The sequence below is a fragment of the Ruegeria sp. CG1 genome, assembly GCF_056537265.1.
This window is the reverse complement of the sequence record NZ_JBQFRF010000012.1, coordinates 1-22,241: the sequence shown is the minus strand read 5'-3', so window position 1 is coordinate 22,241 and position 22,241 is coordinate 1. Positions and strand designations below refer to the sequence as shown.

Annotated in this window: 23 protein-coding genes and 1 tRNA gene; 21 read left to right on the top strand and 3 right to left on the bottom strand. The window is 57.3% G+C overall.

The genetic code is table 11. From position 1 onward, the window contains the following. The first annotated feature begins 166 nt into the window (after positions 1-166). On the top strand, positions 167-970 hold the full coding sequence (locus ACR0AU_RS20795; protein ID WP_480796227.1) for an undecaprenyl-diphosphate phosphatase: 804 nt from the start codon (positions 167-169) through the stop codon (positions 968-970). Here ACR0AU_RS20795 and ACR0AU_RS20790 read toward each other — a convergent pair whose 3' ends face one another. Next, entirely contained in the window at positions 971-1,954 is a 984-nt protein-coding gene (locus tag ACR0AU_RS20790) for a complex I NDUFA9 subunit family protein (protein WP_480796226.1), read from the bottom strand. A 198-nt stretch (positions 1,955-2,152) separates the two neighbouring features. Between ACR0AU_RS20790 and ACR0AU_RS20785 the strand changes: the two genes are divergently transcribed. Beyond that, positions 2,153-2,239 (top strand) — tRNA-Leu (locus ACR0AU_RS20785). Between the two features lie 310 nt (positions 2,240-2,549). Continuing rightward, positions 2,550-3,911 (top strand): homogentisate 1,2-dioxygenase, encoded by a 1,362-nt coding sequence (gene hmgA / locus ACR0AU_RS20780; protein ID WP_480439467.1) that lies wholly within the window; start codon positions 2,550-2,552, stop codon positions 3,909-3,911. Positions 3,912-4,060: 149 nt separating this feature from the next. On the opposite strand, the gene ACR0AU_RS20775 is transcribed toward hmgA, so the two are convergent. Then, complete coding sequence (locus tag ACR0AU_RS20775) at positions 4,061-5,155, bottom strand: tyrosine-type recombinase/integrase (protein ID WP_170361263.1); 1,095 nt, start codon at positions 5,153-5,155, stop codon at positions 4,061-4,063. 367 nt (positions 5,156-5,522) lie between these two features. On the opposite strand from ACR0AU_RS20775, the gene ACR0AU_RS20770 reads away from it, so the two are divergent. The 9 genes from ACR0AU_RS20770 (at position 5,523) to ACR0AU_RS20730 (ending at position 13,457) form a co-directional block, all read left to right on the top strand. Continuing rightward, the gene (locus ACR0AU_RS20770) at positions 5,523-5,945 is read left to right on the top strand and encodes a helix-turn-helix domain-containing protein (RefSeq protein WP_170361359.1); all 423 of its coding nucleotides are present in this window, start codon (positions 5,523-5,525) and stop codon (positions 5,943-5,945) included. Positions 5,946-5,949: 4 nt separating this feature from the next. After that, entirely contained in the window at positions 5,950-6,246 is a 297-nt protein-coding gene (locus ACR0AU_RS20765; RefSeq protein WP_170361261.1) for a hypothetical protein, read from the top strand. Positions 6,247-6,250: 4 nt separating this feature from the next. Further along, positions 6,251-7,150 (top strand): HNH endonuclease, encoded by a 900-nt coding sequence (locus ACR0AU_RS20760; protein WP_170361259.1) that lies wholly within the window; start codon positions 6,251-6,253, stop codon positions 7,148-7,150. A 471-nt stretch (positions 7,151-7,621) separates the two neighbouring features. Next, entirely contained in the window at positions 7,622-8,680 is a 1,059-nt protein-coding gene (locus ACR0AU_RS20755; protein WP_170361257.1) for an ABC transporter substrate-binding protein, read from the top strand. A gap of 10 nt (positions 8,681-8,690) precedes the next feature. Beyond that, on the top strand, positions 8,691-9,539 hold the full coding sequence (locus ACR0AU_RS20750; protein WP_170361255.1) for an alpha/beta fold hydrolase: 849 nt from the start codon (positions 8,691-8,693) through the stop codon (positions 9,537-9,539). A 1-nt stretch (position 9,540) separates the two neighbouring features. After that, positions 9,541-10,599 carry an ABC transporter substrate-binding protein gene (locus tag ACR0AU_RS20745; RefSeq protein ID WP_170361253.1) on the top strand — a complete coding sequence of 353 codons (1,059 nt, stop codon included), beginning with the start codon at positions 9,541-9,543 and terminating at the stop codon, positions 10,597-10,599. A 56-nt stretch (positions 10,600-10,655) separates the two neighbouring features. Next, positions 10,656-11,744, top strand: a complete 1,089-nt coding sequence (locus ACR0AU_RS20740; RefSeq protein ID WP_170361251.1) for an ABC transporter ATP-binding protein — start codon at positions 10,656-10,658, stop codon at positions 11,742-11,744. Next, positions 11,741-12,643 (top strand): ABC transporter permease, encoded by a 903-nt coding sequence (locus ACR0AU_RS20735; protein ID WP_170361249.1) that lies wholly within the window; start codon positions 11,741-11,743, stop codon positions 12,641-12,643. Before ACR0AU_RS20740 ends, ACR0AU_RS20735 begins: the two co-directional genes overlap by 4 nt. Positions 12,644-12,653: 10 nt before the next feature. After that, positions 12,654-13,457, top strand: a complete 804-nt coding sequence (locus tag ACR0AU_RS20730) for an ABC transporter permease (protein ID WP_170361248.1) — start codon at positions 12,654-12,656, stop codon at positions 13,455-13,457. 8 nt (positions 13,458-13,465) lie between these two features. Here ACR0AU_RS20730 and ACR0AU_RS20725 read toward each other — a convergent pair whose 3' ends face one another. Beyond that, positions 13,466-14,173 carry an IclR family transcriptional regulator gene (locus tag ACR0AU_RS20725; protein WP_170361245.1) on the bottom strand — a complete coding sequence of 236 codons (708 nt, stop codon included), beginning with the start codon at positions 14,171-14,173 and terminating at the stop codon, positions 13,466-13,468. Positions 14,174-14,279: 106 nt separating this feature from the next. Here ACR0AU_RS20725 and ACR0AU_RS20720 point away from each other — a divergent pair, with 106 nt between their 5' ends. Genes ACR0AU_RS20720 through ACR0AU_RS20680 form a run of 9 tightly spaced genes read left to right on the top strand, consistent with a single transcriptional unit; the run spans position 14,280 to position 22,075 of the window. Next, positions 14,280-15,029: an arginase family protein gene (locus ACR0AU_RS20720; RefSeq protein WP_170361244.1), complete on the top strand. Its 750-nt coding sequence runs from the start codon at positions 14,280-14,282 to the stop codon at positions 15,027-15,029. Then, complete coding sequence (locus ACR0AU_RS20715; RefSeq protein WP_170361242.1) at positions 15,022-15,696, top strand: arginase family protein; 675 nt, start codon at positions 15,022-15,024, stop codon at positions 15,694-15,696. Before ACR0AU_RS20720 ends, ACR0AU_RS20715 begins: the two co-directional genes overlap by 8 nt. Next, positions 15,696-16,571 (top strand): arginase family protein, encoded by an 876-nt coding sequence (locus ACR0AU_RS20710; RefSeq protein WP_170782105.1) that lies wholly within the window; start codon positions 15,696-15,698, stop codon positions 16,569-16,571. The genes ACR0AU_RS20715 and ACR0AU_RS20710 overlap by 1 nt, the downstream gene beginning before the upstream one ends. Continuing rightward, entirely contained in the window at positions 16,568-17,557 is a 990-nt protein-coding gene (locus ACR0AU_RS20705) for an agmatinase family protein (RefSeq protein WP_480796225.1), read from the top strand. The genes ACR0AU_RS20710 and ACR0AU_RS20705 overlap by 4 nt, the downstream gene beginning before the upstream one ends. A gap of 8 nt (positions 17,558-17,565) precedes the next feature. Next, a complete protein-coding gene (locus ACR0AU_RS20700) occupies positions 17,566-18,258 on the top strand; it encodes a hypothetical protein (protein WP_170361236.1) in 693 nt (230 codons plus the stop codon). After that, positions 18,255-19,700, top strand: coding sequence for an aldehyde dehydrogenase family protein (locus tag ACR0AU_RS20695; protein WP_170361234.1), 1,446 nt, complete (start codon positions 18,255-18,257; stop codon positions 19,698-19,700). Before ACR0AU_RS20700 ends, ACR0AU_RS20695 begins: the two co-directional genes overlap by 4 nt. Then, positions 19,697-20,890, top strand: a complete 1,194-nt coding sequence (locus tag ACR0AU_RS20690) for a CaiB/BaiF CoA transferase family protein (protein ID WP_170361232.1) — start codon at positions 19,697-19,699, stop codon at positions 20,888-20,890. Before ACR0AU_RS20695 ends, ACR0AU_RS20690 begins: the two co-directional genes overlap by 4 nt. Continuing rightward, entirely contained in the window at positions 20,887-21,714 is an 828-nt protein-coding gene (locus tag ACR0AU_RS20685; protein WP_170361230.1) for a citryl-CoA lyase, read from the top strand. The genes ACR0AU_RS20690 and ACR0AU_RS20685 overlap by 4 nt, the downstream gene beginning before the upstream one ends. Then, on the top strand, positions 21,695-22,075 hold the full coding sequence (locus ACR0AU_RS20680; RefSeq protein ID WP_437438583.1) for a citrate/2-methylcitrate synthase: 381 nt from the start codon (positions 21,695-21,697) through the stop codon (positions 22,073-22,075). Before ACR0AU_RS20685 ends, ACR0AU_RS20680 begins: the two co-directional genes overlap by 20 nt. The last annotated feature ends 166 nt before the right edge of the window (positions 22,076-22,241 follow it).

Sequence of the window (22,241 nt, the reverse complement as noted above, 5' to 3'; positions counted from 1 at the left end):
GTCAACAGTACTGACCTATATTGAGAAAACTGCATCGCTCGATGTTTTTTCAGAGAAATTTGTCGTGTTTTTAGTTCCGATTCGGACCTATCTGAGCACTTCACTTTCCCGTTGCCCGCTTATACCCATTGTTCTCAACAAAACGAGCACGGTACCGGCAGAGCAGATGAGCCTTTTTCACTTGATTCTTGTGGCGATCATTCAGGGCGTCACCGAATTCTTGCCTGTATCTTCATCCGGGCACCTGATCCTGTTGCCCCGCCTGACTGGCGCGGTTGATCAAGGCCTGGCAATCGATGTCGCCGTCCATGTAGGAACACTTGGCGCGGTTATTCTTTATTTCTGGTCAGATGTGAAACAAGCCCTAGCCGGGATACCCCAAATTATCCGAGGACGAATTGAGACGCCTCAGGCGCGGTTGGCACTGGGCTTGGTCATCGCCACGATTCCGACAGTCATTGCGGGCGGGATCGTGTACCTGACGGGGCTTGAGCAGACTCTACGTTCAGTCGCCGTCATCGGATGGGCGATGCTTGGCTTCGGGTTAGTGCTGTATTGGATGGATCAAAAGGGGGTACAAACCAAACGTAGTTCGGACTGGGGCTTAAAGGACGCAATGATCATGGGGTTGTGGCAGATGTTGGCCTTGATCCCGGGGACTTCACGCTCGGGGATTACGATCACAGGCGCTCGCCAGCTTGGCTATACACGCGAAGATGGTGCGCGGATTGCCATGCTGATGTCGATACCAACGATTGTCGCTTCGGGCGTCCTGCTTTCGGTCGACGTCGTCCGTGAGGCGGACACACAGCTGGCCAAGGACGGCGCGATTGCCGCAGCCTTCGCCTTTGTTTCGGCTCTGATCGCGCTTAACCTGATGATGCGGCTTCTGCGCAGCGTCAGTTTCACACCCTATGTGATCTACCGGGTCATCCTCGGAGCAATCCTGCTGGTGATTGCCTATAGCTGATCAGATGCGCAGGTTCTTGGCCGAGTTCTGAATATCGTCATACTGACCCGCGGGGCGGAATTTCCACAGATATTCTGGCAGCACCGACTCCAACGTTGCGGGCTCGATCCCGAGGTCTGAAAAACCTTTAGCGTCATCCGCCGCTACATTATCGCGCCGCAAATTTTTAAGCTGGTCACGGGTCAGGATATTGTTCGGAAACAACTGAAAACTGACGAACTTCGCGATATCCAACACACCCGCCATGATTTTCGCCGCCCAGAAAGGCATCCCGATGATGATCCGGCGGCGATGAATTACGTCGAGCATCTGCTGCATCAAGGCGCGGAAACTCTTTACCTCTGGCCCGCCCAGTTCATAAACACCGGCAGACGCTTTGCCCAGAACGCCTTGAACTGCCGCTTGCGCAACATCATCGACATAGACAGGTTGAAATTTCGTTTCCGCCCCAACAAGCGGCAGGAACGGGCTCATCCGTGTCATTCCTGCGAAGCGATTGAAAAACTGGTCTTCGGTGCCGAAAATGACTGATGGGCGCAGAATGACGGCACCCGGCATGTGTTGCAAAACGCCCGCCTCGCCCTGCGCTTTGGTGCGCGCATATTCGCTGTCGGATTCGGGATCCGCACCGATGGCCGAGATATGAACCATGCGGTCAATACCCTGAGCGGCCGCCAGCCGGGCGATCCGTCCGGCACCTTCGGCCTGCACTGCGTCGAACGCATTCTTGCCCAGCTCATTCAATACGCCGACGCAATTCACCACGGCGTCCACACCATGCATCGCTGCAGCGACCGAGGCGTCATCACGGATATTGCACAAGATAGGCTCGACCTGACCAACCGCGCCATATGGTCTGACGAACATCGCTTCATTGGGCCGCCGCACAGCGACGCGGACACGCCAGCCTTCGGCAGCCATACGCCGCGCGATATATCGGCCGACAAAGCCCGATCCACCGTAAATCGTGACGAGTTTCGACATGATGGCGCTCCTGCTGTCTTGGTCTGAATTGATCTAGCGCCCACGAGCCCGTCGAACAAGGCGCAATAACGCCGCGCTTCTCTGAAAATCCGTCGCGTTAACCAGAAGTTGGGGCACGCATCAAAAAACTTTCAAAAACACCCCCGAATCTGGTTGACGCCCACTGCCAGTCAGCTTAAACGCCCCTCCACGACACCTGCCCAGGTGGCGGAATTGGTAGACGCGCTAGCTTCAGGTGCTAGTGTCCGTATGGACGTGGAGGTTCGAGTCCTCTCCTGGGCACCAAAATCTCCATAAAATTTGAACCCCTGGCACTTCCGGTCACTTGACTGATGTACAATCAGACTGGTTTGGCCTGTCTGAGTCAATTTCTCTGTTTGACCCCGAAAATTGACCCGCAGGTACCGGAATTAACAATCTCTGTTGCACTACCTTTTGCCAGTCGAAGAAGGACATGGTGCAAGGCTATGGCAATTTCCTGCAAATCAAACTCATCTTTTTTGAAGATACCTTCCCGTCGCGCTTGTTAGTTACAAAGTCAACTATTACCACACCGATTAAATTCGATCGTATCTGTCCGGAAGGAACGTGCAAAATGAATGAGCTGACCAAGAATGAACGCATGACAGTTGCCCCATCCTTGAAAGGGCCGCACGAAGGGTACATGCCGGGCTTTGGCAACGATTACGAAACCGAAGCGCTTCCTGATGCTCTGCCCCAGGGTATGAACAGCCCGCAGAAATGCAATTACGGCCTCTATGGTGAGCAGCTTTCAGGCACTGCGTTCACGGCACCTTCGCACCAGAACGAGCGTACCTGGTGCTATCGTATCCGCCCGTCGGTAAAGCATTCACATCGCTATGAAAAAATCGATGTTCCCTATTGGAAATCAGCGCCTAATGTAGATCCTGACGTTGTCAGCTTGGGACAATACCGCTGGGATCCGGTGCCCCATACCGGTGAACAGACAACCTGGGTCACGGGCATGCGCACCATGACCACTGCCGGGGATGTGAACACTCAGGTCGGGATGGCTAGCCATATCTATATGGTGAACACTTCGATGCAGGATGATTACTTCTTCTCGGCTGACTCCGAGCTGCTGGTGGTGCCGCAAGAGGGCGTTCTGAGATTCTACACCGAATTAGGGATCATCGACCTTGAACCCAAGGAAATCGCTATCATTCCACGCGGCCTTGTCTACCGGGTCGAAGTTGTGGAAGGCCCTGCGCGCGGGTTCGTGTGCGAAAACTACGGCCAGAAATTCGAACTGCCTGGCCGCGGCCCGATCGGCGCCAACTGCATGGCCAACCCGCGTGATTTCAAAGCACCGGTCGCGGCGTTTGAGGACCGCGAAGTGCCCTCAAACGTGACCGTCAAATGGTGCGGTCAGTTTCACCAGACCAAAATCGGTCACAGCCCGCTGGACGTGGTGGCGTGGCACGGCAACTATGCACCCGTCAAATACGACCTGCGTACATATTGCCCGGTCGGAGCCATCCTGTTCGATCATCCGGATCCGTCGATTTTCACCGTTCTAACCGCACCTTCAGGCCAGCCCGGCACCGCCAATATCGACTTTGTTCTGTTCCGCGAGCGCTGGATGGTCATGGAAGATACCTTCCGCCCGCCCTGGTACCACAAGAACATCATGTCCGAACTGATGGGCAATATTTACGGCCAATATGATGCGAAACCGCAGGGCTTTATTCCCGGCGGTATGAGCCTGCACAACATGATGCTGCCCCACGGCCCAGATCGCGAAGCCTTTGAAAAAGCATCGAATTCAAACCTAGGGCCAGACAAGCTGGAAAACACCATGTCCTTCATGTTCGAAACCCGCTTTCCGCAGCATCTCACAGCGTTCGCCGCCAATGAGGCACCACTGCAGGACGATTACATCGACTGTTGGAGCGACATCGAAAAGAAATTCGACGGCACACCCGGCAAGAAGTGACGAGGGTATAATTTCTTCGTCTCCCAAAGGGCAGAGATTTGGAACGCTTGATCTGTAACGCATTTAAGCGGGTACGTTCAGAAAAGCTTGGCGACCCCGGCAGGATTCGAACCTGCAACCTGCCCCTTAGGAGGGATGCGTTCATAGCGCTATTCCTTTTGTGATTTCTTACTGTTGGGTGCTTGTACAGTGTCATCCTGTACGTGGTTTGTACGAAAACGGGCCCTAATGTCGGCCTCATCGGTCTCTGCGTGGGCATAAATCCGCATGGGCAAATTGGGGTCTGACCAACGTCCAGCCTTGGCTGCTGTGACGGGATCGACGCCCTGACGGACAACAAGCTCCGTGAAGAACCCGTGCCGCCCTGCCGGGTGGGCTGAAAGGTACGAGATGCCCGCGCGTTTGCAGATCGTCTTCCAGCGCGTGTTGTAACCGGTGGAGCTCCCATAGCCGAAGATGCGCGCCTTCATGAGCTTGCCGGTCTTGCGGTTCTTGGGACGTTTGGGAGGCAGCGCGAGTAGCTCGTCCATCATCTGAGGCGAAACGGTGATCCAGCTTTCCGGATGCCCCTTCTGAGCTTTCACGCGGACTTTGTTTTCGTGCGGCCTTAGGTCATCGGGCTCCAAGGACACGGCTTGATCAATCCTTGCAGCCGTCTCAAACATAAAACGCACCAGTGCGGCATTGTATGGGTCGGCGGCACGACAAAATGCCTCGATCCATTCCTTATCAGCTGGTGTGCGCTCGACGCGGCTGAGCTTCCCTCGCCGCTTGTCCTGAGCGATCCGCTCGAACTTGTCGTAGGGTTTCACGCGGATCAGCGGCGTGCCTTCCAGCTCATGCGCGTTGTTGATCACCGCACTCGCGGGCGTCACGATCTCGCGCCACCAGGTATCCGTCGACGCTTTGGGTTTCAGCTTCGGCCCAAGGCTTTTCAGTAACGCGCCAGATATCGCACCTAACGACAGGTCGCCGATCACTTCGACAATCGGGATCAACTGCTTCGCCGCCTTCGGGGACGCGTTGTAGAGCATGATTGCATCAGAGAACGTCTTGCTCGGTTCGTCGCCCACGACATAGCGACGGATCTGACGTTCGGTCTCATGGTTTATCCAGTCCCGTGCGCCCTCTTCTGTAGATGCCTTAGTGCTTCGCCGGTATGGGCCGGCGATTGGCCTGCCGTTGTATTCGATCCACCCCTTGGCCCAGTAGACACGGCCCCTCTTGTAAATTTGGAGCGGCATGACTGGCCTCCTTCAAAAATCGTATCAATCTGCGCGGGCGTGATCAGCATGGTTCGCCCAAGGCGATAAAATGCACCCGTCTCATTGGCGCGTTCACGCAACGTGCGTTCTGAAATATCGATCCCCATCCCGGCCATAACTTCGACCCACTGCGCGGGTGTTTTCCCGAGCCCCAGGATCTGCGAGCTGTCTGAATAGTTGGTCTCTGCCATTTCACTCGTCCTTGTCCACTTAAGTTGAGTCAGCGACACGCATGGAATCGCTTGTTCTGCACCTTCTGACGTGGTCAGATGTGATTAACTGTAAATGTTCGTCATTTTTTGCAAAGTTCGCGAATTTCGACGAAGTAGTCAATTGGAAAATTCAGATGCCGCAGAAACATGCTGATCTTTTTGCTGCAATGGGTGCTCGTCTCACCATTGCTCGCAATGAAATCGGCTTCTCACAAGCGGCCATGGCGGAAGCTATCGGTGTCTCACCGCGCGCGTATCACAGCTACGAAAAGGGCCAGCGCGGAATGCCTGTAGAGGCCTTGGTCGCGATGGGTGAGCGGTTCGAGGTGGACGTGCCCTGGCTACTTCTGGGCACCAAATCCATTCGGGCGGGGCATGACTTCGAAGCCCTCAAACACATTGAAAGCTCGCTGGATCAGCACCTCACCGATGAGGGCATAAGAATCAAAAGTGAAAAGCGCGGGGCCATCGTCACCCGTTGGTATCAATCGCATGTCGAAGGTCGCGAAGTGACGGATGACGACGTGCACACATGGATCGAGCTGGTAAGGGAGTAATCTGGTGAACAAGGCAAGCAAACGCTGGAACATGTTGCGGCACTCAGTCTTGGAGCGTACCCGCCGAGAGGTGATCGAACCCTTTGGGCCGCTTTACATAATCTTGCTTGGAACCAGCGTCTTCTATTTGATTGGTTTGGGCCAACTATCGTTGGCGCAACAGCCTGCCGAATACTCGGTGTTTGCTGCCATCCTGATTTTTGCGATCGCCGCAGCTGGCTTGGCGCTTCCATTTTTGACAGGTGCGGTACTGACCCTACGCGCGGCCGATCGAAAACTGGAACGTCTTCAACGCGGGTGATGCGATGGCCTTCGGTATCTTCATCCATCGCAGCGACTCGGTCTACGAAGACATTCCCTCGGAGCGGTATCAATTTCCAAAGCAATACCTCTCGCGTGCCCAACAGTGCGAAGGGGACTGGATCGTCTACCTGGAGCCAAGCAAGGTCAAAGAGACCAAAGGCTATTTTGCTGTCGCTAAGGTCCAGGAGATCATTCCGGATCCTAGGAAACCGGAAATGTTCTTGGCGGTGATTAAGCCGGGGACCTATCTTGATTTCGGCGACCCTGTTTCATTCCGAGACGAGAATTCAGTCATCGAAAGCGGATTGCTGAACGATCAAGGCAAGATATCTGGACGCGCGCAAGCTGCGGTAAGAACCCTTTCAGCTGAAGACTTTGCCCGAATTGTCGAACGTGGTCTTGGACGGGACGAGGACATCCTGCCTCGCGTTGGTGACTCGATGCAGCTGCCAGGTTTTCAAGACGCGCAAACACCTTTCCGACACATGCCCGCACGGGAACGCGTCAACCAACTGACCAACCGGGCGGTTCGCGATCGTAATTTCAGAAAGAACGTCCTGCGCGCCTACGGCGAGCGCTGCGCCATCACTGGTTTACGTCTGATAAATGGCGGTGGCCGAGCTGAAGTGGAAGCCGCTCACATCAGACCTGTAGAGCATGACGGACCCGACATCGTCAGCAACGGGCTCGCCCTGTCCGGAACCGCGCACTGGATGTTTGATCGCGGTCTCGTTGGTTTAGCTGACGACGTGACAATTCTGGTTTCCCGTCAGAGCAACGACATCGAAGCCGTGACGTCGATGATTAACTCGTCCGGCAAGATCTTGGTGCCGGACCGCCTCGCCAACCGGCCAAGGGCAGAGTTTGTAACCTGGCACAGAGAGAACTGTTTCAAGCATTAACGATACTCAGTGCGGACCTTGGTGCAAAACGCAGCTAACGGCCGGAAAGAGCCCAAACTCACCAATGCTGCGGCCAGGATCAAGGGACGTGAACTGGTGTGAAGCTGCCATTCGAACTTGCTGGCCATGGGTGGGTGAGCGAGAGATTGCGGTCCGTTTAATCCCATAAAAGCTTCTCTCGGCGGCAATCAACTTGGGGCAGGAAAAGCCTGCCTTCGATACCATTCGCCCAAAATCGAAGCGAGATGGACGCAGAGCATAAGGGCGAAATACGACGTTTCGCTCGGCTCTGAGGCTCCGAAAGCGTGGGGTTTGACTCCTGCGCTGTCAAAAGAATCCTTGACCAGTTCCAGTATCAGCACTAGTTGAAATGAAATGACGTTTTGTCTAATGAAACGTTAAGGCAAAAGATGATGGGATCGCCCATGTCGCGGACCCGCAAGCCAACCAACAGTTAGGGAGGAGCCTGACATGACGAAAGATAACGGAAAATTGACGCTCACTGCGGGTCTCGTAGCCGGTAGTCTGGTCATTGCCACGTCTGCCTTCGCCGAAGGCGAGGTGGTGTTTTCGTCCTGGGGAGGTTCATTCCAAGATGCGCTTCGGGAGTCCATGCTGGACCCAGCGGCGAAAAAGCTGGGTCTTACCATCAAAGAAGACACGACAAACGGCATTCAAGACGTGCGTGCGCAGATCACTGCGGGTGCGGTTGCTTGGGACATTACCGAACAGGCGTTGTCCGACTGTGCCCGTTTGAAGCAGGAGGGGGCGCTGGAACCCATCGACTATGGCGTGGTCTCGACCGATGGCATGCCGTCCAGCCTTGTGGACAGCGAGTGGGTTGGCATGCTGACCTATTCACTGGTCATCGGCTGGCAAGCAGAGAAGTTTGGTGAGAACGGCCCACAGTCCTGGGCGGATTTCTGGAACACCGAAGCCTACCCTGGGACACGCGCGATGTTCAACTCGGTGTCGCATGCGCTGGAGGCGGCATTGATGGCGGATGGTGTCGACCCGGCGGATGTAAACACCGCTCTGCGGAGTGAAGGCGGCGTAGACCGGGCCTTTGCCAAGCTTGAGGAGATCGCGCCCGATATCACGGTCTGGTATCGGGGAGGCTCGCAAGCGGCGCAGTTGATGGCAGATGAAGAGATTGACTTCATTCATATCGGCAACGGCCGCGCAGAAGCGCTGAATGCCGATGCAATAACGGTTGGGTATACCTGGAACCAGGCCACGACCGACGCGGATTGCCTGTTGGTACCCAAGGGCGCGCCAAATCGCGAAAACGCCATGCGGGTTCTCAATGAGATGCTGTCGGCCGAAGCGCAGGCGCGCATGGCGGTGGCCATCTCCTACGGCCCTGTCAATGCGCATGCATTTGAAACCGGGCTGATCTCGCCCGAACTGGCAGCCAAAAACAATGCCGCCCCTGACAATATGAAGACCCAGGTGGTTATTGACGCAAGCTTCTACGTCGAAAACTTCGCAGAACTGCAAGAGCGGTTTGACACTCTGGTTCAGCAGTAGGCCCAAATTGATGCGCTCCAGTCCTTCATCCGATCCGGCAGAACCTTTGAACGTCCTTTTCGTTCATGGCTGGGCGTGCGGGTGGCAGGATTGGAGCGGTGTCTCCCCGCTCCTTCCAGACAGTGCCCACATTGGGCTTGCGAAGCTTCCGGGATGCCCCGATGCCGTGCCGCTGGGGGGAGCGATCAGTCTCAGCGACTGCGCGGCCCATGTGATTGCCCAGGCAAATGATCTGGGTTTTGATCGCTTTGCCCTTGTCGGGCACAGCATGGGTGCCCGGATTGCCATCGAACTGGCTGCGACTTGGCCAGGACGCGTCTCTCATCTTCTTTTGCTGGATGGCAGCAACGTTCCTGAAGACCCCGAAGAAGCCGTTGCGCGTCTGGCAGAGCAGCTTGCGCAGCTTGGTCAGAAAGGATGGGCGGAGGCGGCAGTCGGTGGGATGATGGTCAACAACCTCGATCCAGATCAAAAACGTGATATTGTGAACCGGGCTGCGCAATATCCGGCAGACGTTTTGAAGGCGTATTACCATGCGATGGCTGCATGGGATCGCGATAAATTTGTTCCGGCCATCGACCGGCTCACCTGCCCGGTCACAATCCTGCAATCAACGTCGCTGGACGAACACGAAGTTCGCCGATCGGCGACGACCCACCCCGCATCGCTTTGGCTGGATGCCTTGCGCGCGCGGGTTCCCGGGGCGGTGATCAAGTTGGTGCCGAATACCGGCCATTTCATCATGTACGAACGGCCGCAACTGATCGCCGACTGGGTGGAAGAGACATTGCAAGTCAACCACGGCGTTCACCACGAAAAACCCAACCAAATAACGAGAGAATATCAAGGGAGAAACTGACATGAAAAAAGTAGAGAGAAAACTGTCGCTTGCGACCAGCCTCGTTGCCGGCAGCCTGGCAATGGCTGCGCCAGCCTTCGCCGAGGGCGAGGTGGTGTTTGCATCCTGGGGCGGGTCCTTTCAGGACGCATTGCGCAGCGCCATGCTGGAACCTGCCGCCGGCGCGCTGAATGTCACGGTCAAGGAAGATACCACAAACGGTATTCAGGACGTGCGCGCACAGATCACAGCGGGTGCCGTCGCCTGGGATGTGACCGAGCAGGACTTGCCCTCGTGTGAAACACTCAGCCGTGAGGGCAGCCTTGAGCCGATTGATTACTCGATTGTCGACACAACGGGCATCCCCGAAGAGCTGATCCACGAAAACTATATCGGCTTCATCAACTTCACCAAGGTGATTGCGTATCGCAAGGATGCCTTTGGCGACAATGGTCCGTCCAACTGGGCAGAGTTTTGGGATCTGGAAAACTTCCCAGGCAAGCGCGGCATGCACGGCAAGGTGAACTACAACCTTGAGGCCGCCCTTATGGCCGACGGTGTGCCGATGGCCGATATCTACGACACATTGGCCACGGACGAAGGCAAAGCGCGCGCCTGGGCCAAACTGGGAGAGATCGCACCAGAGGTCACCGTTTGGTATCGTGGCGGGTCGCAGTCCGCGCAGCTGCTGCGTGATGGAGAGGTGGACGTGATCCACATGGGCCATAACCGCGTGGAAAGCGTGATCGCATCCGGCATTGAAGTCGCCTATGCCTTCGATGGAGGGACGATGGATGTCGACTGTCTGCTGGTGCCCAAAGGTGCCCCGAACAAAGACAACGCCATGCGCCTGATCAATGAGCTGCTGAGTGCCGAAGCGCAGGCACGGCTGGCGGTCACGATGCCGCTGGGCCCGGTGAACACCGGTGCGTTTGACACTGGTATTATCTCGGGAGAAATGGCGGTTAAGGTCAACACCCATCCCGACAACTACGGCAAGCAGCTTCTGGTCGATCCGAACTTCTACATCGGCCAGCTGGGTGAGTTGACTGAAGAGTTCGACACTCTGATCCAGCAATAATCCATCTGGGCGCAGCGCATTTGGCACTGCGCCCACTTTTCAAGTCAGGAGCTAGCATGTCCTCTGCCACCCAATCCCTTCCCATCGACATATCCAGCCTGTGCAAAGCCTACGGATCAGTCAAAGCGCTCGATGATGTATCGCTGAATATCGCTGCAGGCGAATTTCTGACACTGCTTGGGCCGTCGGGCTCCGGCAAAACGACGCTCCTGATGGCGCTGGCCGGATTTGTGCGTCCTGATGGCGGGTCGATTCGGTTTGGCGAACGCGAAATGATTGCAACGCCGCCGCACAAACGCGGCCTTGGCATGGTTTTTCAAAGCTATGCGTTGTTTCCATTCATGACGGTGGCTGAAAACGTAGCCTATCCGTTGAAAATCCGCGGAGTTTCCAAAAGCGATCAAAAGACCCGCGCCGAGCGTGCGCTGGATACCGTACAGCTGGGCGGCTATGGGGATCGGCGCATCACCCAATTGTCCGGCGGCCAAAGACAGCGTGTGGCTCTGGCCCGCGCCATGGTTTTCGAGCCGCAGATCATCCTGATGGATGAACCCCTGTCCGCGCTCGACAAAAAGCTGCGCGAGCACATGCAGATTGAATTGAAGGCGCTCCATCAAAAATTGGATGCAACCATTGTCTATGTAACCCATGACCAGCGCGAAGCCCTGACGATGTCGGATCGCATTGCGGTGGTCAATCATGGGCGGATCGAGCAGGTCGAGACCCCTGAGCGGCTGTATCGCCAGCCTCACAGCTTCTTTGTGGCGGATTTTATCGGTGAATCCATTTCGGCGCCGGTGAACGTGGCCAATAATACGGCGCATCTTGGCGAACGCGTGCTGAAATCCGATTTGCCTATTGCTCCGGGGAGCGGCGGCCATCGCCTGGTGATCCGGCCTGAGCTGCTGGAGGTCACCTCAGGTGCTGTGCCTGAAACAGCCAATGATTTGTCCGGCCGGGTCGACGCCATCATTTATCAAGGCGACAGCGTGCTGGTTATCGTTCAGCACGACAGCGCAGGCCAGATCAATGTGCGCGTCCCTGCCAATCGCGCGGGCCAGACGGGTCTGCCTTCCAAGGGAGAGAAAATTGGCCTGGCCCTGCATCCCGAAGACACGATCATCGTACCGGAGAATGTATCATGAGCATCGCCGAGTCCTTTGGGGCCGCTCAGACGCTTCGGAACGCAAGCACGCTCAAATCCGAAGAGCGCCGTGAACGCCTGACGTTTTTGGGGCTTTCGATGCCCGCGGTTCTCGCAATTCTGATTGTCGTGTTTCTGCCGATTTTCTGGCTGTCTTCGCTCTCATTTTACAATGCGGCGGGTGAGTTGAGCACGGAAAACTATGCGCGTATCTTTGAAAGTGCTTTGTATCGGCGGACCTTTGTTGTCACCTTTCAGATCAGCATCGCCGTGACGGTGATTTGTGTCCTGCTCGGATATCCGCTGTGTTACTGGCTGACCAGGATGCCGAACAGAACGGCTGCCATTTTAATGGTTTTCGTGCTGGTCCCGTTCTGGACGTCGGTTCTGGTGCGGACCTACGCCTGGCTGGTGCTGTTGCAGCGCAATGGCATCATCAATTCGTCGCTGATGTCGCTTGGCATCATCGAGGAACCGCTGCAACTGGCGCACAACCTCACGGGATCAATCATTGGCATGGTACATATCATGCTGCCGTTTCTGGTTTTGCCGCTTTACGCCACCATGCGCAACATCGACACCGACCTGGTTCGGGCCGCCGTTGGGCTTGGCTCCAGCCCGCGCGGCGCATTCTGGCGGGTGTTTTTCCCGATGTCCTTGCCGGGCCTTTTTGCCGGCATCGTGCTGGTCTTCATCCTGTCACTTGGGTTCTTCGTCACACCTGCTTTGCTGGGCGGTGGCCGGGTGCAGATGCTGGCGCAGCGGATCGAAAGCACGATCACAGTCTATTCCAATTGGGGGGCTGCATCCGCCCTGGGCGTTGTCCTGTTGCTGCTGGCACTGGCGATGATCTGGCTGATGAACCGTGTGTTCGGTCTCGACAAACTCTTCATGCGCTAAGGATCTGAGAATGGAACAAGTCGGACAACGTAAAATTGACGGTCTGTGGCTGACGGTGGTCGGTATCGCGGTGCTGTTCTTTCTGATCCTGCCCACGCTGATCGTGATCCCGATGTCGTTTTCGGGGGCCTCATTTCTGGAGTTCCCGCCGACGTCGTTCTCGTTCCGCTGGTACACGGCCTATTTCACCTCTGCGGAATGGATGAGCGCCACGAAGACCTCTCTGATCGCGGCAGTGTTGACCACGGCGATCGCGACGCCTTTAGGCTCTCTTTGTGCCTATGGGCTGCATTGCTCCACCCCACGGATCAGGAACACTGCGCAGATCCTCGTGATCATGCCCATTGTCGTGCCGGTGATCCTGATCGCCGTCGGCGTGTTCAGCCTTTATGCCAAGCTGGGGCTCAATTACACACTGACCGGTATTGTGATCGCCCATACCGCGCTGGCCCTGCCGTTTGTAATCGTGACCGTGATGTCGGGCTTGCAGAACTATGACTTCGATCAGGAACTGGCGGCGCGCAGCCTGGGTGCGTCCCGAGCTTACGCGCTGTGGACAATAACAGTACCCCAAGTCAAATTCTCGATCCAGACCGGGGCCTTTCTGGCCTTCATCACATCGCTGGATGAGGTGGTGATTTCGATGCTGGTCTCGGGCGGGGAAAATGCCACAATTACCCGCCGCATGTTCAATTCACTGCGCGATCAGCTTGATCCGACCATTGCCGCGATTTCCACCTGCCTGATTTTCGTATCAATCACGGCGCTCATCGGCGTTCAGTTGATTGGCCGCAACAAGAATGCTGACAAATGATGGGCTCTTTATATCACACCAATCTCGGCCCGGATCTGGCGGGCGGCATCAAGCACCGCAGCGCGATAGCCTTCGACAGCGGTTTCATTGAAGCGAACGCGCAGACCCGACAGGCTGACGGCACCCAGCAGCTCGCCCTCAGGCCCAAGAACCGGAACAGACAACCCGGCAACGTCCGGATCACGTTCACCAAGGCTGAGATAATACCCGGCCTTGCGGATGCTGCTGGCCTTTTTGCCATGCCCGATGGAATAGGCATCCAGCACCCGGCCCGACGAGCCAGTGCTCAGCGGAATTATCTCGCCCTCCTGGATATGATCCCGCGCAAGCCTGGGCGAATTGACACGGTAGAGGCAAACGCCGGAGTTGCCGCGTTGCACGTAAAACGACGCGCTTTCCCCCGTCGCATTCACCAGGTTCGCCAGCACCGGGCGCACAATAGGCCCCATGCGCAGATTCTGGCGAAATACGGATCCAAGACGCCACAAAGACGGCCCCAGATGAAACAGCCCTTCGGCGTCGCGCGTGATATGGCCAAATTTCTCAAGCGAGACGCTCAGACGCAGGATTGTCGCTTTGTTGACACCACTGCGGTCCGCGACCTCTTTCAGAGAAAGCCCCGCATCTCCGGGCTCAAAGCTGTCCAGAACACGCAATGCACGTTCAACCGCTTCGACACCACCATTCGTGTCGGGGGTTCGGGGCTTGTCGGGCATGGGCAGACCTTTCGACGCAAATCCGTCACTTTTTATAGCTGGTTTGAACGCAATTGGAAATCGCAAATAATGAAGGCATCTGGCAATGCATAGCGCGCAGAAACAAATGATAACAACTGGTTATGCTGGCCTGCCATTTGGCGAGATTTCGCAATGCGATGCAGGATCTGTCGGGCTTTTGGGTGTTCCAAGCGAAGTCGATAGCGGGCCACGTTCCGGCGCCTCCTTGGCACCGGATGCGCTGCGCAAGATGACCGGACAGCTTGGAACTAGCCTGCCTGTAAATGGTCGGGATCTGGGTAATCTGGACCTGTCGGGCGATTGGTCCGGCGTATTGAAACAGCTTGTGGCGCAAATGGTGGATCGCGGCATTGTGCCCGTCGTTCTGGGTGGCGCGTCTGATGTCGCCTCTGCTGTACTGGGGGCCTTGCCTGATCTGCCGGTTGTCGCGGCCATGCCACTGGCTCGGCGTGATCTTACAGAACGACCATCAAACACGATTTGGGTGGGTTTGAATGGCGGGCAACCTGCCGATGTTTGGGATCAGATCGCTCAGCGCACGATGGATTGGCGTACCGCCCGGTGGTTGGATGAAGGGCACGCAGACTTTTCTGACACGCCCGAGCGCGCTGTTCTCTGGATCGACATATCGGTCGTTGATCTGGGGCATGCAGCCGGTGCTATCGGCCTTAACCCAGGCGGAATGAAACCCGAAACCTTGGTTTCTGTCATTGGGGCAATGTCCTGCCGCTGGCAGGCGATTGTGATCACTGGCCTTGCGCCTGCCCGCGACACGCGTGGCATGTCGGAATTGGCGGCCATTGAAACCCTGAACGCGGCTTTGCGTCATGGGTGATGCGGCGCAAATACAGTTTGACGGGATCCCCAGTTTTCTGGGCATGCCTGTTGGCGATCTGGAAGACCTCGTGCCTGGGCAAGTCGCGGTAGCAGGATATTTTTGTGACAATCTCGACCGACCAGCAGCAGAGCAACGCTACCTCGCAAGGCAATTACGATACGCCTCCCAACCCGGAAAGGCCCCCGCGAATGCCATTGACCTAGGGGACGTGAATGTATTTCCGCTTGAGCCGGATAAGCATTTTTCTGCAGTTGTCTCGCAATGCGAGGCGGTTCTGAAAACCGGCGCGCGGATGGTGCTGGTTGGCGGAGATTCCAGCGGACTGAAGGCGCTTGGAATCGCGACACAAAAAGTCACAGGTGCTGATGTTCCTGTCATTCAGGTCACAGGGGGCGTTGCAGGCCAATTGTCTCACGCTCAACCGGTCATCCTTTCTGTGGATTTACAAGAGCTTGCGGGCAAATGGGTGTCGCACCCACGTCGCCTGACCGGGATGTCACCTGCACAGATGATCGCGCAAATTGACACTACCCCAGGCAATGTCACCGCCGCAGCAGTTTTCGGACTTGCCCCGGCATTAGACGATCGTGGCAGAACGGAATCCTGCGCCGCGCTGGCGATCTTGCAGGCAGTGACTGAGCGTCTAGAGAAAGGAGCTGGCTGATGCCTTTACGATCGGCCCCATTGCCGCGCATGGCAGGGCAACTGTCGTTTATGCGCGCACAAACCAAAGCAATTGAAGATGTCAGGCCCGGTGATCTGGCAGTGCTGGGCGTCCCGTTTGAAGACACCAGCGCGCCGCATGCCGGGCAGTCCCTGGCGCCGCGTGCGTTGCGCGAAACCTCGGTCTATTTCGGTTGGCACGCAAACCCACAATTCAGTCACCCGGTAGATGTCGATGCACGTCAGGACATCAGTACCGACGGTCTGCACGAGCGGCTCTGTGACCTCGGAGATATAGCGGCAGGATCTGAGGACGCGATCCACGCGGCATTGAAGGCCGCGACGCGTCAGATCAGCCGCAATGGTGCCTGCGCCATAATATTGGGTGGGTCAGATTGCCTGTCCAAGACAGTGCAGAGCGAGCTGCCTGAGTGTCAGACTGTGCAGCTTGGCGGTACGCCAGATGATGCGCGCGACTTTCATGTATCGCCCCTGCCAAACGGGGGTGGCACGACCTGCAGCCAAAACACTGCCGCGCAGCTTGCCGCGTTTTCCAGGTGGCGGGATGTATCAAAGCCGCTGTTTGTGCAGTTTGATCTGTCCGTGTTTGAAACATCGCTCAGCGCGCTTTGTGATCGGCCCCGTTTGGGAGGCTGCGACCTTGATACAGTGGTGCAATGGCTCAGCGCCCTGGGACAGCACGAGGTCAGTGCCATCATGTTGACCGGTCTGAACCCGAGCAGGCCCGGAATGGGTGTGGTGAAGGTTGGCCAACGACTGATGGTCACGGCTCTTTTGGCATTCATCTATGCGCGCCTCGGTTTTGGGATTGACCGACCGGTGCGCCCAATTCCCAAGGAAAATGTACTGACATGACTGCAGCTAATACCACATTTCACCCGCCTCTGTCACAACCGGGATATCGGCTGTTTGATGGGCCTTTGCGCGACGTGGCCGAGGTCGGTCCCGATAAGATCGGCGTGGTCGGCATGCCGAGCGACTGGACACATTCCAGCCGCCTTGGCACAAGGTTCGGCCCCGAAGCATTGCGCAGGGCGACAAGTCTTCTGCAATCTTTGCGTCCGCAGGGAGCCAGCTTTGATCCCGATACAAGCCGCCGTACTGTGCCTGCAACCGATTGGCTGATCGATTGCGGCGACGCAGAGATCACAGCGCAGGACGTTGACGCAACAACCGAAGCCATCGCTGCAATGACCGAAACGCTGACCGTTGCAGGGGCAATCCCACTGGCACTGGGTGGTGATCACTATAACAGCTTCCCGGCCTGTATGGGCTATTCCCGTGGGCTGACCAAACGTTCGCCAAACGCGCGCTTCGGATATATCCAAATCGATGGTCATCTCGATTTCTCCGACCGGCTGGGGGCGTGGGGCAGCCACAACCATGCAACCAACGCGCGCCGGATTTCCGAACTGCCCAACATCGATGTCTCCAATATGGTCTGGATCGGCATCACGGGCTGGGTCGATGGCGGCGATCTCGCGCTCATTGAAGAGCAGGGCGGACGGGTATTTTCATCTGGCGAGGTGCAAAAACTCGGCGCGGCCGAGGTGATGCGTCAGGCCCTTGCGCATGCCATGCAGGGGTGCGACGAGCTATATCTGTCGATTGACATTGATGCGATGGACGCCGGCTACCTTCCCGGCACGGGTTCCATCGTGCACAGCGGCATTACACCGCGTCAGTACTACGACCTGCTGGATGGATTGGCCGAGGCCCCCTTGGGCGGGTTGGATATTGTCGAGGTCTCACCTCCGCTTGATCCTTCAGAACGCACGGAGTTCCTGGCGGCGGAAATGCTGTTCCGGGTCCTGCGGCGCTTCCGCACGCGACCGGTGTAAGAGCTATGATGAAATATATCGGAACCCGGCAATTGGGTGGGCTATCACATGCAGGACAGATCCTTGCCCCGGCAACCCGGCCCTGGATCACGGATCTTGCAGCGCTTTGCCCCTACGAGGGTCTGCAACCCGGTAACCTCCCGGAATTTGAACGTGACCCGGATTGGGACAACTGGGCGCTCACTGACAGCCCCAAAGACCCGACCAAACGCCTGAACTGGCATGTGTTTCAACAGGGAGGCACCCGGTATCTGGTGGCCGACCGGATGCTAATGAGCCGCGTTAGCTGGCAGGATCTGGACGATGCCGGGTATGTCTATGGCACAGAGGTGTCCATCGATGGCACTACGTTTCGATGCCGGTTGCTGACCGGTGGTGATACGCCCCGAAATGACCCCTATCAGGGTGCGACTGGGCCCAATGAATGGGATGCGTTGGTGGGCGGTGCCGCCGTGTCAAACGCGCCCCAACCGGACCCAGCCAATGGTGCAGCCCCGCTTCGCCCGGATCACCTGACCTCACCTCATAACCGTTTGTGGAATTGGTTCGGGGCGGTCAGCTGGACCGCCGAACCTGTCGCCAACCGTGCCGATGGGCGGGTATGCCGGGGCTATCACGGCCCGACCTATTTTTATGTGAACACTGTAGACCACCGGCATGAAGATATCGGGTGGCGACCAGTTCTTGAGGAAGTACTATGACCGCAGATCCCTTTTCCAACTATATCGCCGGAACATGGGCCGCTGGCAGTGGTGCAGTTCCAAACATCAACCCATCTGACCTGAACGACACAATCGGGGATTATGCGCAGGCCAGTGCCGCGCAGACTGCCGATGCGATCGAGGCCGCGGCTGCCGCTTTTCCGAAATGGCGCGCAACATCGCCACTGGTCCGGTTCGAAGTGCTGGACCGGATCGGGTCGGAAATCCTCGCCCGTGTGGACGAGCTGGGCGACATGCTGGCCCGCGAAGAGGGCAAAACCCTACCTGAGGCCAAGGCCGAAGCACATCGCGCCGGGCATTTGTTCAAATACTTCGCGGCCGAAGCCTATCGTGCCACCGGCGACGCTTACCAATCACTGCGCGAAGGTGTGTCGCTTAAGGTTCTGCGCGAACCCATTGGCGTCGTGGGCGTAATCACGCCCTGGAATTTCCCGCTGGCGATCCCGGCATGGAAAATTGCGCCCGCTCTGGCCTATGGCAATACGGTCGTGTTCAAACCTGCCGAACTGGTGCCCGGTTCTGCGTGGATGTTGTCCGACATCATTGCCCGTGCGGGGCTGCCCGAGGGTGTGTTCAACCTTGTGATGGGCAAAGGCCGTGAGGTCGGGGAGGCAATCGTGTTACACCCCAAGGTTTCCGGGGTCACGTTCACCGGCTCCACACCAGTCGGTCGCAATATGGGGGCTGCGCTGTTCGCCCGCGGGGCAAAAATGCAGCTTGAAATGGGGGGCAAGAACCCGCTGGTTGTGCTGGATGACGCGGATCTGGATCTGGCAGTTCACTGCGCCATACAGGGCAGTTTCTTCTCAACTGGCCAACGCTGCACAGCGTCTTCGCGGCTGATTGTTGAAGACGGAATTCATGATCAATTTGTCAGCGCGATGACCGCGGCGATGAAAAAGCTTCGGATCGGGGATGCGCGTGCGCCTGACACCGATATTGGCCCGGTTGCGAGCGCCGACCAATTGCGGATTGACCTTGATTATATTGCGAGAGGGCAGGCCGAAGGCGCGGAGCTCATCAGCGGTGACCAAATTACTCTGAACACGCCGGGGCACTATTTGGAGCCAGCCTTGTTCGTGGGGGCCGAGCCGCAAATGGATATCTCTCGGCATGAAATTTTCGGGCCAATCGCCGCTGTGTTGCGCGTGCCGGACTATGAGGCCGCCCTTGCCAGCGCCAACGACTGTGAGTTCGGCCTGTCAGCGGGCATCATCTCGCGGGATGCGGCCAAGATCGACCATTTCTCGCAGAACGCCGAGGCAGGCATGGTACAAGTCAATCTTCCCACGGCAGGCATGGATTTTCACGCGCCATTCACGGGCCGAAAAGGATCATCCTATGGCGCGCCGGAAAAAGGCAGCTATTGCCGCGAGTTTTTCACAGTAGCCAAGGTTGTACACGAGGGGCGCGGACAATGACGCAGGCACCTTTGAAGGGCATTCGCATTCTTGATCTGACCAATGTGCTGGCCGGTCCGTTCTGCTGTCATCAGCTGGCCCATATGGGGGCCGACGTGATCAAGGTCGAAACCCCGGGCACCGGTGATCTTGCGCGCCAGCTGGGGGCTGATCCCGCGCGCAACGCCGACCTTATGGGCGTTTCCTTTCTGGCGCAAAATCCGGGCAAACGGTCGATCACCTTGAACCTGAAATCGGCATCCGGAAAACGCATCCTGAAGGAGCTGGTGCAAAAGGCCGATGCCCTAGTCGAAAACTTCCGCCCCGGGGTGATGGCGCGCTTGAACCTTGACTATGAGACGCTCCGTCAGGAAAACCCGCGCCTTGTTTATTGTGCGATCTCCGGATTCGGCCAAGATGGCCCGCTGGCGAAACTGCCCGCTTATGACCAGATCGTGCAGGGGATGAGCGGCGTGATGTCGATCACCGGCGATGCCGACACCGCGCCCTACCGGGTGGGCTACCCGATGGCCGACACCATCGGAGGGATGACGGCCGCCTTCGCCGTCGCCGCTGCGCTTGCTAACAAGGCCGAAGACCGCGGCACGTTCATTGACGTCTCGATGCTCGAGGCCGTCATTGCGACAATGGGCTGGGTGGTGTCAAACCATCTGATCGCCGGGAAGGCACCCACTCCAAACGGCAACGATAATTTCACCGCCAGCCCATCCGGCACCTTCAGAACCGCCGATGGCGTGATGAATATCGCCGCCAACAAGCAAGAACAGTTCGAGGCCCTGTGCGGGATCCTCGACAACCCGGCCCTTGCGCAGGACCCACGCTTTGCCGACCGAAAGAACCGACTGGCCAATCGGCCCGCCCTGACCGCCGAACTGGAAGCGGCCTTTGCCACGGCCCCCACCCATGAGTGGGTCGACAAGCTGACAGCACAGGGCGTTCCCGCAGGGCCTGTCTGGTCGGTGCCTGAGGCGTTGACGCATCCGCAGCTTGCCGATCGGGGCCTGCTGCAAACCCACCGTATAGGATCTGAGGATCTGCAACTGGTCGGGATCGGCGCCAAGCTTGATGGCACGGCCCCTGGTGTCGATTCGCCGCCCCCGACCTTGGGTGCACATACAGCCGATATCCTGAGCGAACTTGGCTATAACAATGCCCAGATCTCGGACCTGAAAAAGGAAGACGCGATATGACGGCCCCCTCAGAACGCAAAGAGGTCGATGACATGCGCCACTGGTGGCGCACCGCAATCATCGACATGGCTCCAGGGCGGATCGCCTTTCGCGGCCACCCGATCCAGGACCTTATAGGTTCTGTTAGCTTTGCTCAGATGATCTGGCTCATGGTGCGGGGCGATATGCCCACGCCAGAACAGGCGGCGCTTTTCGAATGTGCGCTGGTGGCGGGCGTGGATCATGGTCCGCAAGCGCCTTCGATTGCCGCCGCCCGTATGGCCGCGACCTGCGGGCTGGGGCTCAACAACGTCATGGCAACCGGGGTCAATATGCTGGGTGACGTGCATGGCGGCGCCGGTGAACAATGCGCAGAACTTTATTTCGACATCGCCAAACGGATCGATGACGGCGCTGAACATGAAAGTGCCGTCCGCGACGGTATCGCCGCCTGGCGTGAGGAAAATGGCAAAATTGTCTCGGGCTTTGGCCACCGCTTCCACAAGCCCGTCGATCCCCGCGCACCAAGGTTGATGGCGTTGGTACGCGAGGCCGCGAAGTCCGGTACGGTGGATGGGCGGTTTGCCGACATTGGCGAGGCTATTCAGGCGGAAATCGGACGCAAGCGCGGCACTGAGATCGCAATGAATATCGATGGGGCCACGGCTGTTATCTTTTGCGAGCTGGGCTTTCCGCCCCCACTCTCTCGTGGTCTGTTCTGTCTCTCCCGCTCGGTAGGCGTCTTGTCTCATGGCTGGGAACAGATGCAGCAGGGCGGCCGGAACAAAGGGCCAATGCCACCGCGCTATCTGCCGGAATACATTGGTGTTAAATCGGAGAGCTAAACCGACGAAACCTCTTAAGGCCGGAGCTATCGTTTGCGGCTGCATCAGCGGCATCTATTTCAAAACACTGGAAAAATATGACGCAATTGAGGTTATGGCCTGTGCCAGACTCGCACCGCAGATCGAGGGGTATTTGTCAGATATCAAAAGTCGCGCAATCCCGATGAACATCGATGGCGCGACCGCCGCAGTTTACGTCGAGCTTGGCTTTAAAGCCTCACTCGCGAGTGGACTGTTCTGCCTTTCTAGGTCAGTGGGCATCCTGGCACACGCCTGGGAGCAGACCCAACAAGGCGGTCGTAACAAAGGTCCATTACCTAAAGATCGTCTTTGGACATATCTCACCCCAAGTGAGAAATGATACGAATTTCACACTTGTTCTGACGTCAGCGAAGAGCAATCAAGCGGCCATTGGTGCAAGCGCCGCGAACTTGCACTTTGTCCGGATAGTGTTGAAAAAGTCGACGTTGGAACTGCCGATGAGCGATGGCAAAAGCCGCTTGGGATGTTCCTCTCAGCCTGTTGGT

Bases quoted from the DNA above. Each gene is read 5' to 3' on its own strand.
- ACR0AU_RS20795 (WP_480796227.1), top strand. From the start codon at position 167: ATGAGCCTTTTTCACTTGATTCTTGTGGCGATCATTCAGGGCGTCACC.
- ACR0AU_RS20790 (WP_480796226.1), bottom strand. From the start codon at position 1,954: ATGTCGAAACTCGTCACGATTTACGGTGGATCGGGCTTTGTCGGCCGA.
- hmgA (WP_480439467.1), top strand. From the start codon at position 2,550: ATGAATGAGCTGACCAAGAATGAACGCATGACAGTTGCCCCATCCTTG.
- ACR0AU_RS20775 (WP_170361263.1), bottom strand. From the start codon at position 5,155: ATGCCGCTCCAAATTTACAAGAGGGGCCGTGTCTACTGGGCCAAGGGG.
- ACR0AU_RS20770 (WP_170361359.1), top strand. From the start codon at position 5,523: ATGCCGCAGAAACATGCTGATCTTTTTGCTGCAATGGGTGCTCGTCTC.
- ACR0AU_RS20760 (WP_170361259.1), top strand. From the start codon at position 6,251: ATGGCCTTCGGTATCTTCATCCATCGCAGCGACTCGGTCTACGAAGAC.
- ACR0AU_RS20755 (WP_170361257.1), top strand. From the start codon at position 7,622: ATGACGAAAGATAACGGAAAATTGACGCTCACTGCGGGTCTCGTAGCC.
- ACR0AU_RS20750 (WP_170361255.1), top strand. From the start codon at position 8,691: ATGCGCTCCAGTCCTTCATCCGATCCGGCAGAACCTTTGAACGTCCTT.
- ACR0AU_RS20745 (WP_170361253.1), top strand. From the start codon at position 9,541: ATGAAAAAAGTAGAGAGAAAACTGTCGCTTGCGACCAGCCTCGTTGCC.
- ACR0AU_RS20740 (WP_170361251.1), top strand. From the start codon at position 10,656: ATGTCCTCTGCCACCCAATCCCTTCCCATCGACATATCCAGCCTGTGC.
- ACR0AU_RS20735 (WP_170361249.1), top strand. From the start codon at position 11,741: ATGAGCATCGCCGAGTCCTTTGGGGCCGCTCAGACGCTTCGGAACGCA.
- ACR0AU_RS20730 (WP_170361248.1), top strand. From the start codon at position 12,654: ATGGAACAAGTCGGACAACGTAAAATTGACGGTCTGTGGCTGACGGTG.
- ACR0AU_RS20725 (WP_170361245.1), bottom strand. From the start codon at position 14,173: ATGCCCGACAAGCCCCGAACCCCCGACACGAATGGTGGTGTCGAAGCG.
- ACR0AU_RS20720 (WP_170361244.1), top strand. From the start codon at position 14,280: ATGATAACAACTGGTTATGCTGGCCTGCCATTTGGCGAGATTTCGCAA.
- ACR0AU_RS20715 (WP_170361242.1), top strand. From the start codon at position 15,022: ATGGGTGATGCGGCGCAAATACAGTTTGACGGGATCCCCAGTTTTCTG.
- ACR0AU_RS20710 (WP_170782105.1), top strand. From the start codon at position 15,696: ATGCCTTTACGATCGGCCCCATTGCCGCGCATGGCAGGGCAACTGTCG.
- ACR0AU_RS20705 (WP_480796225.1), top strand. From the start codon at position 16,568: ATGACTGCAGCTAATACCACATTTCACCCGCCTCTGTCACAACCGGGA.
- ACR0AU_RS20700 (WP_170361236.1), top strand. From the start codon at position 17,566: ATGAAATATATCGGAACCCGGCAATTGGGTGGGCTATCACATGCAGGA.
- ACR0AU_RS20695 (WP_170361234.1), top strand. From the start codon at position 18,255: ATGACCGCAGATCCCTTTTCCAACTATATCGCCGGAACATGGGCCGCT.
- ACR0AU_RS20690 (WP_170361232.1), top strand. From the start codon at position 19,697: ATGACGCAGGCACCTTTGAAGGGCATTCGCATTCTTGATCTGACCAAT.
- ACR0AU_RS20685 (WP_170361230.1), top strand. From the start codon at position 20,887: ATGACGGCCCCCTCAGAACGCAAAGAGGTCGATGACATGCGCCACTGG.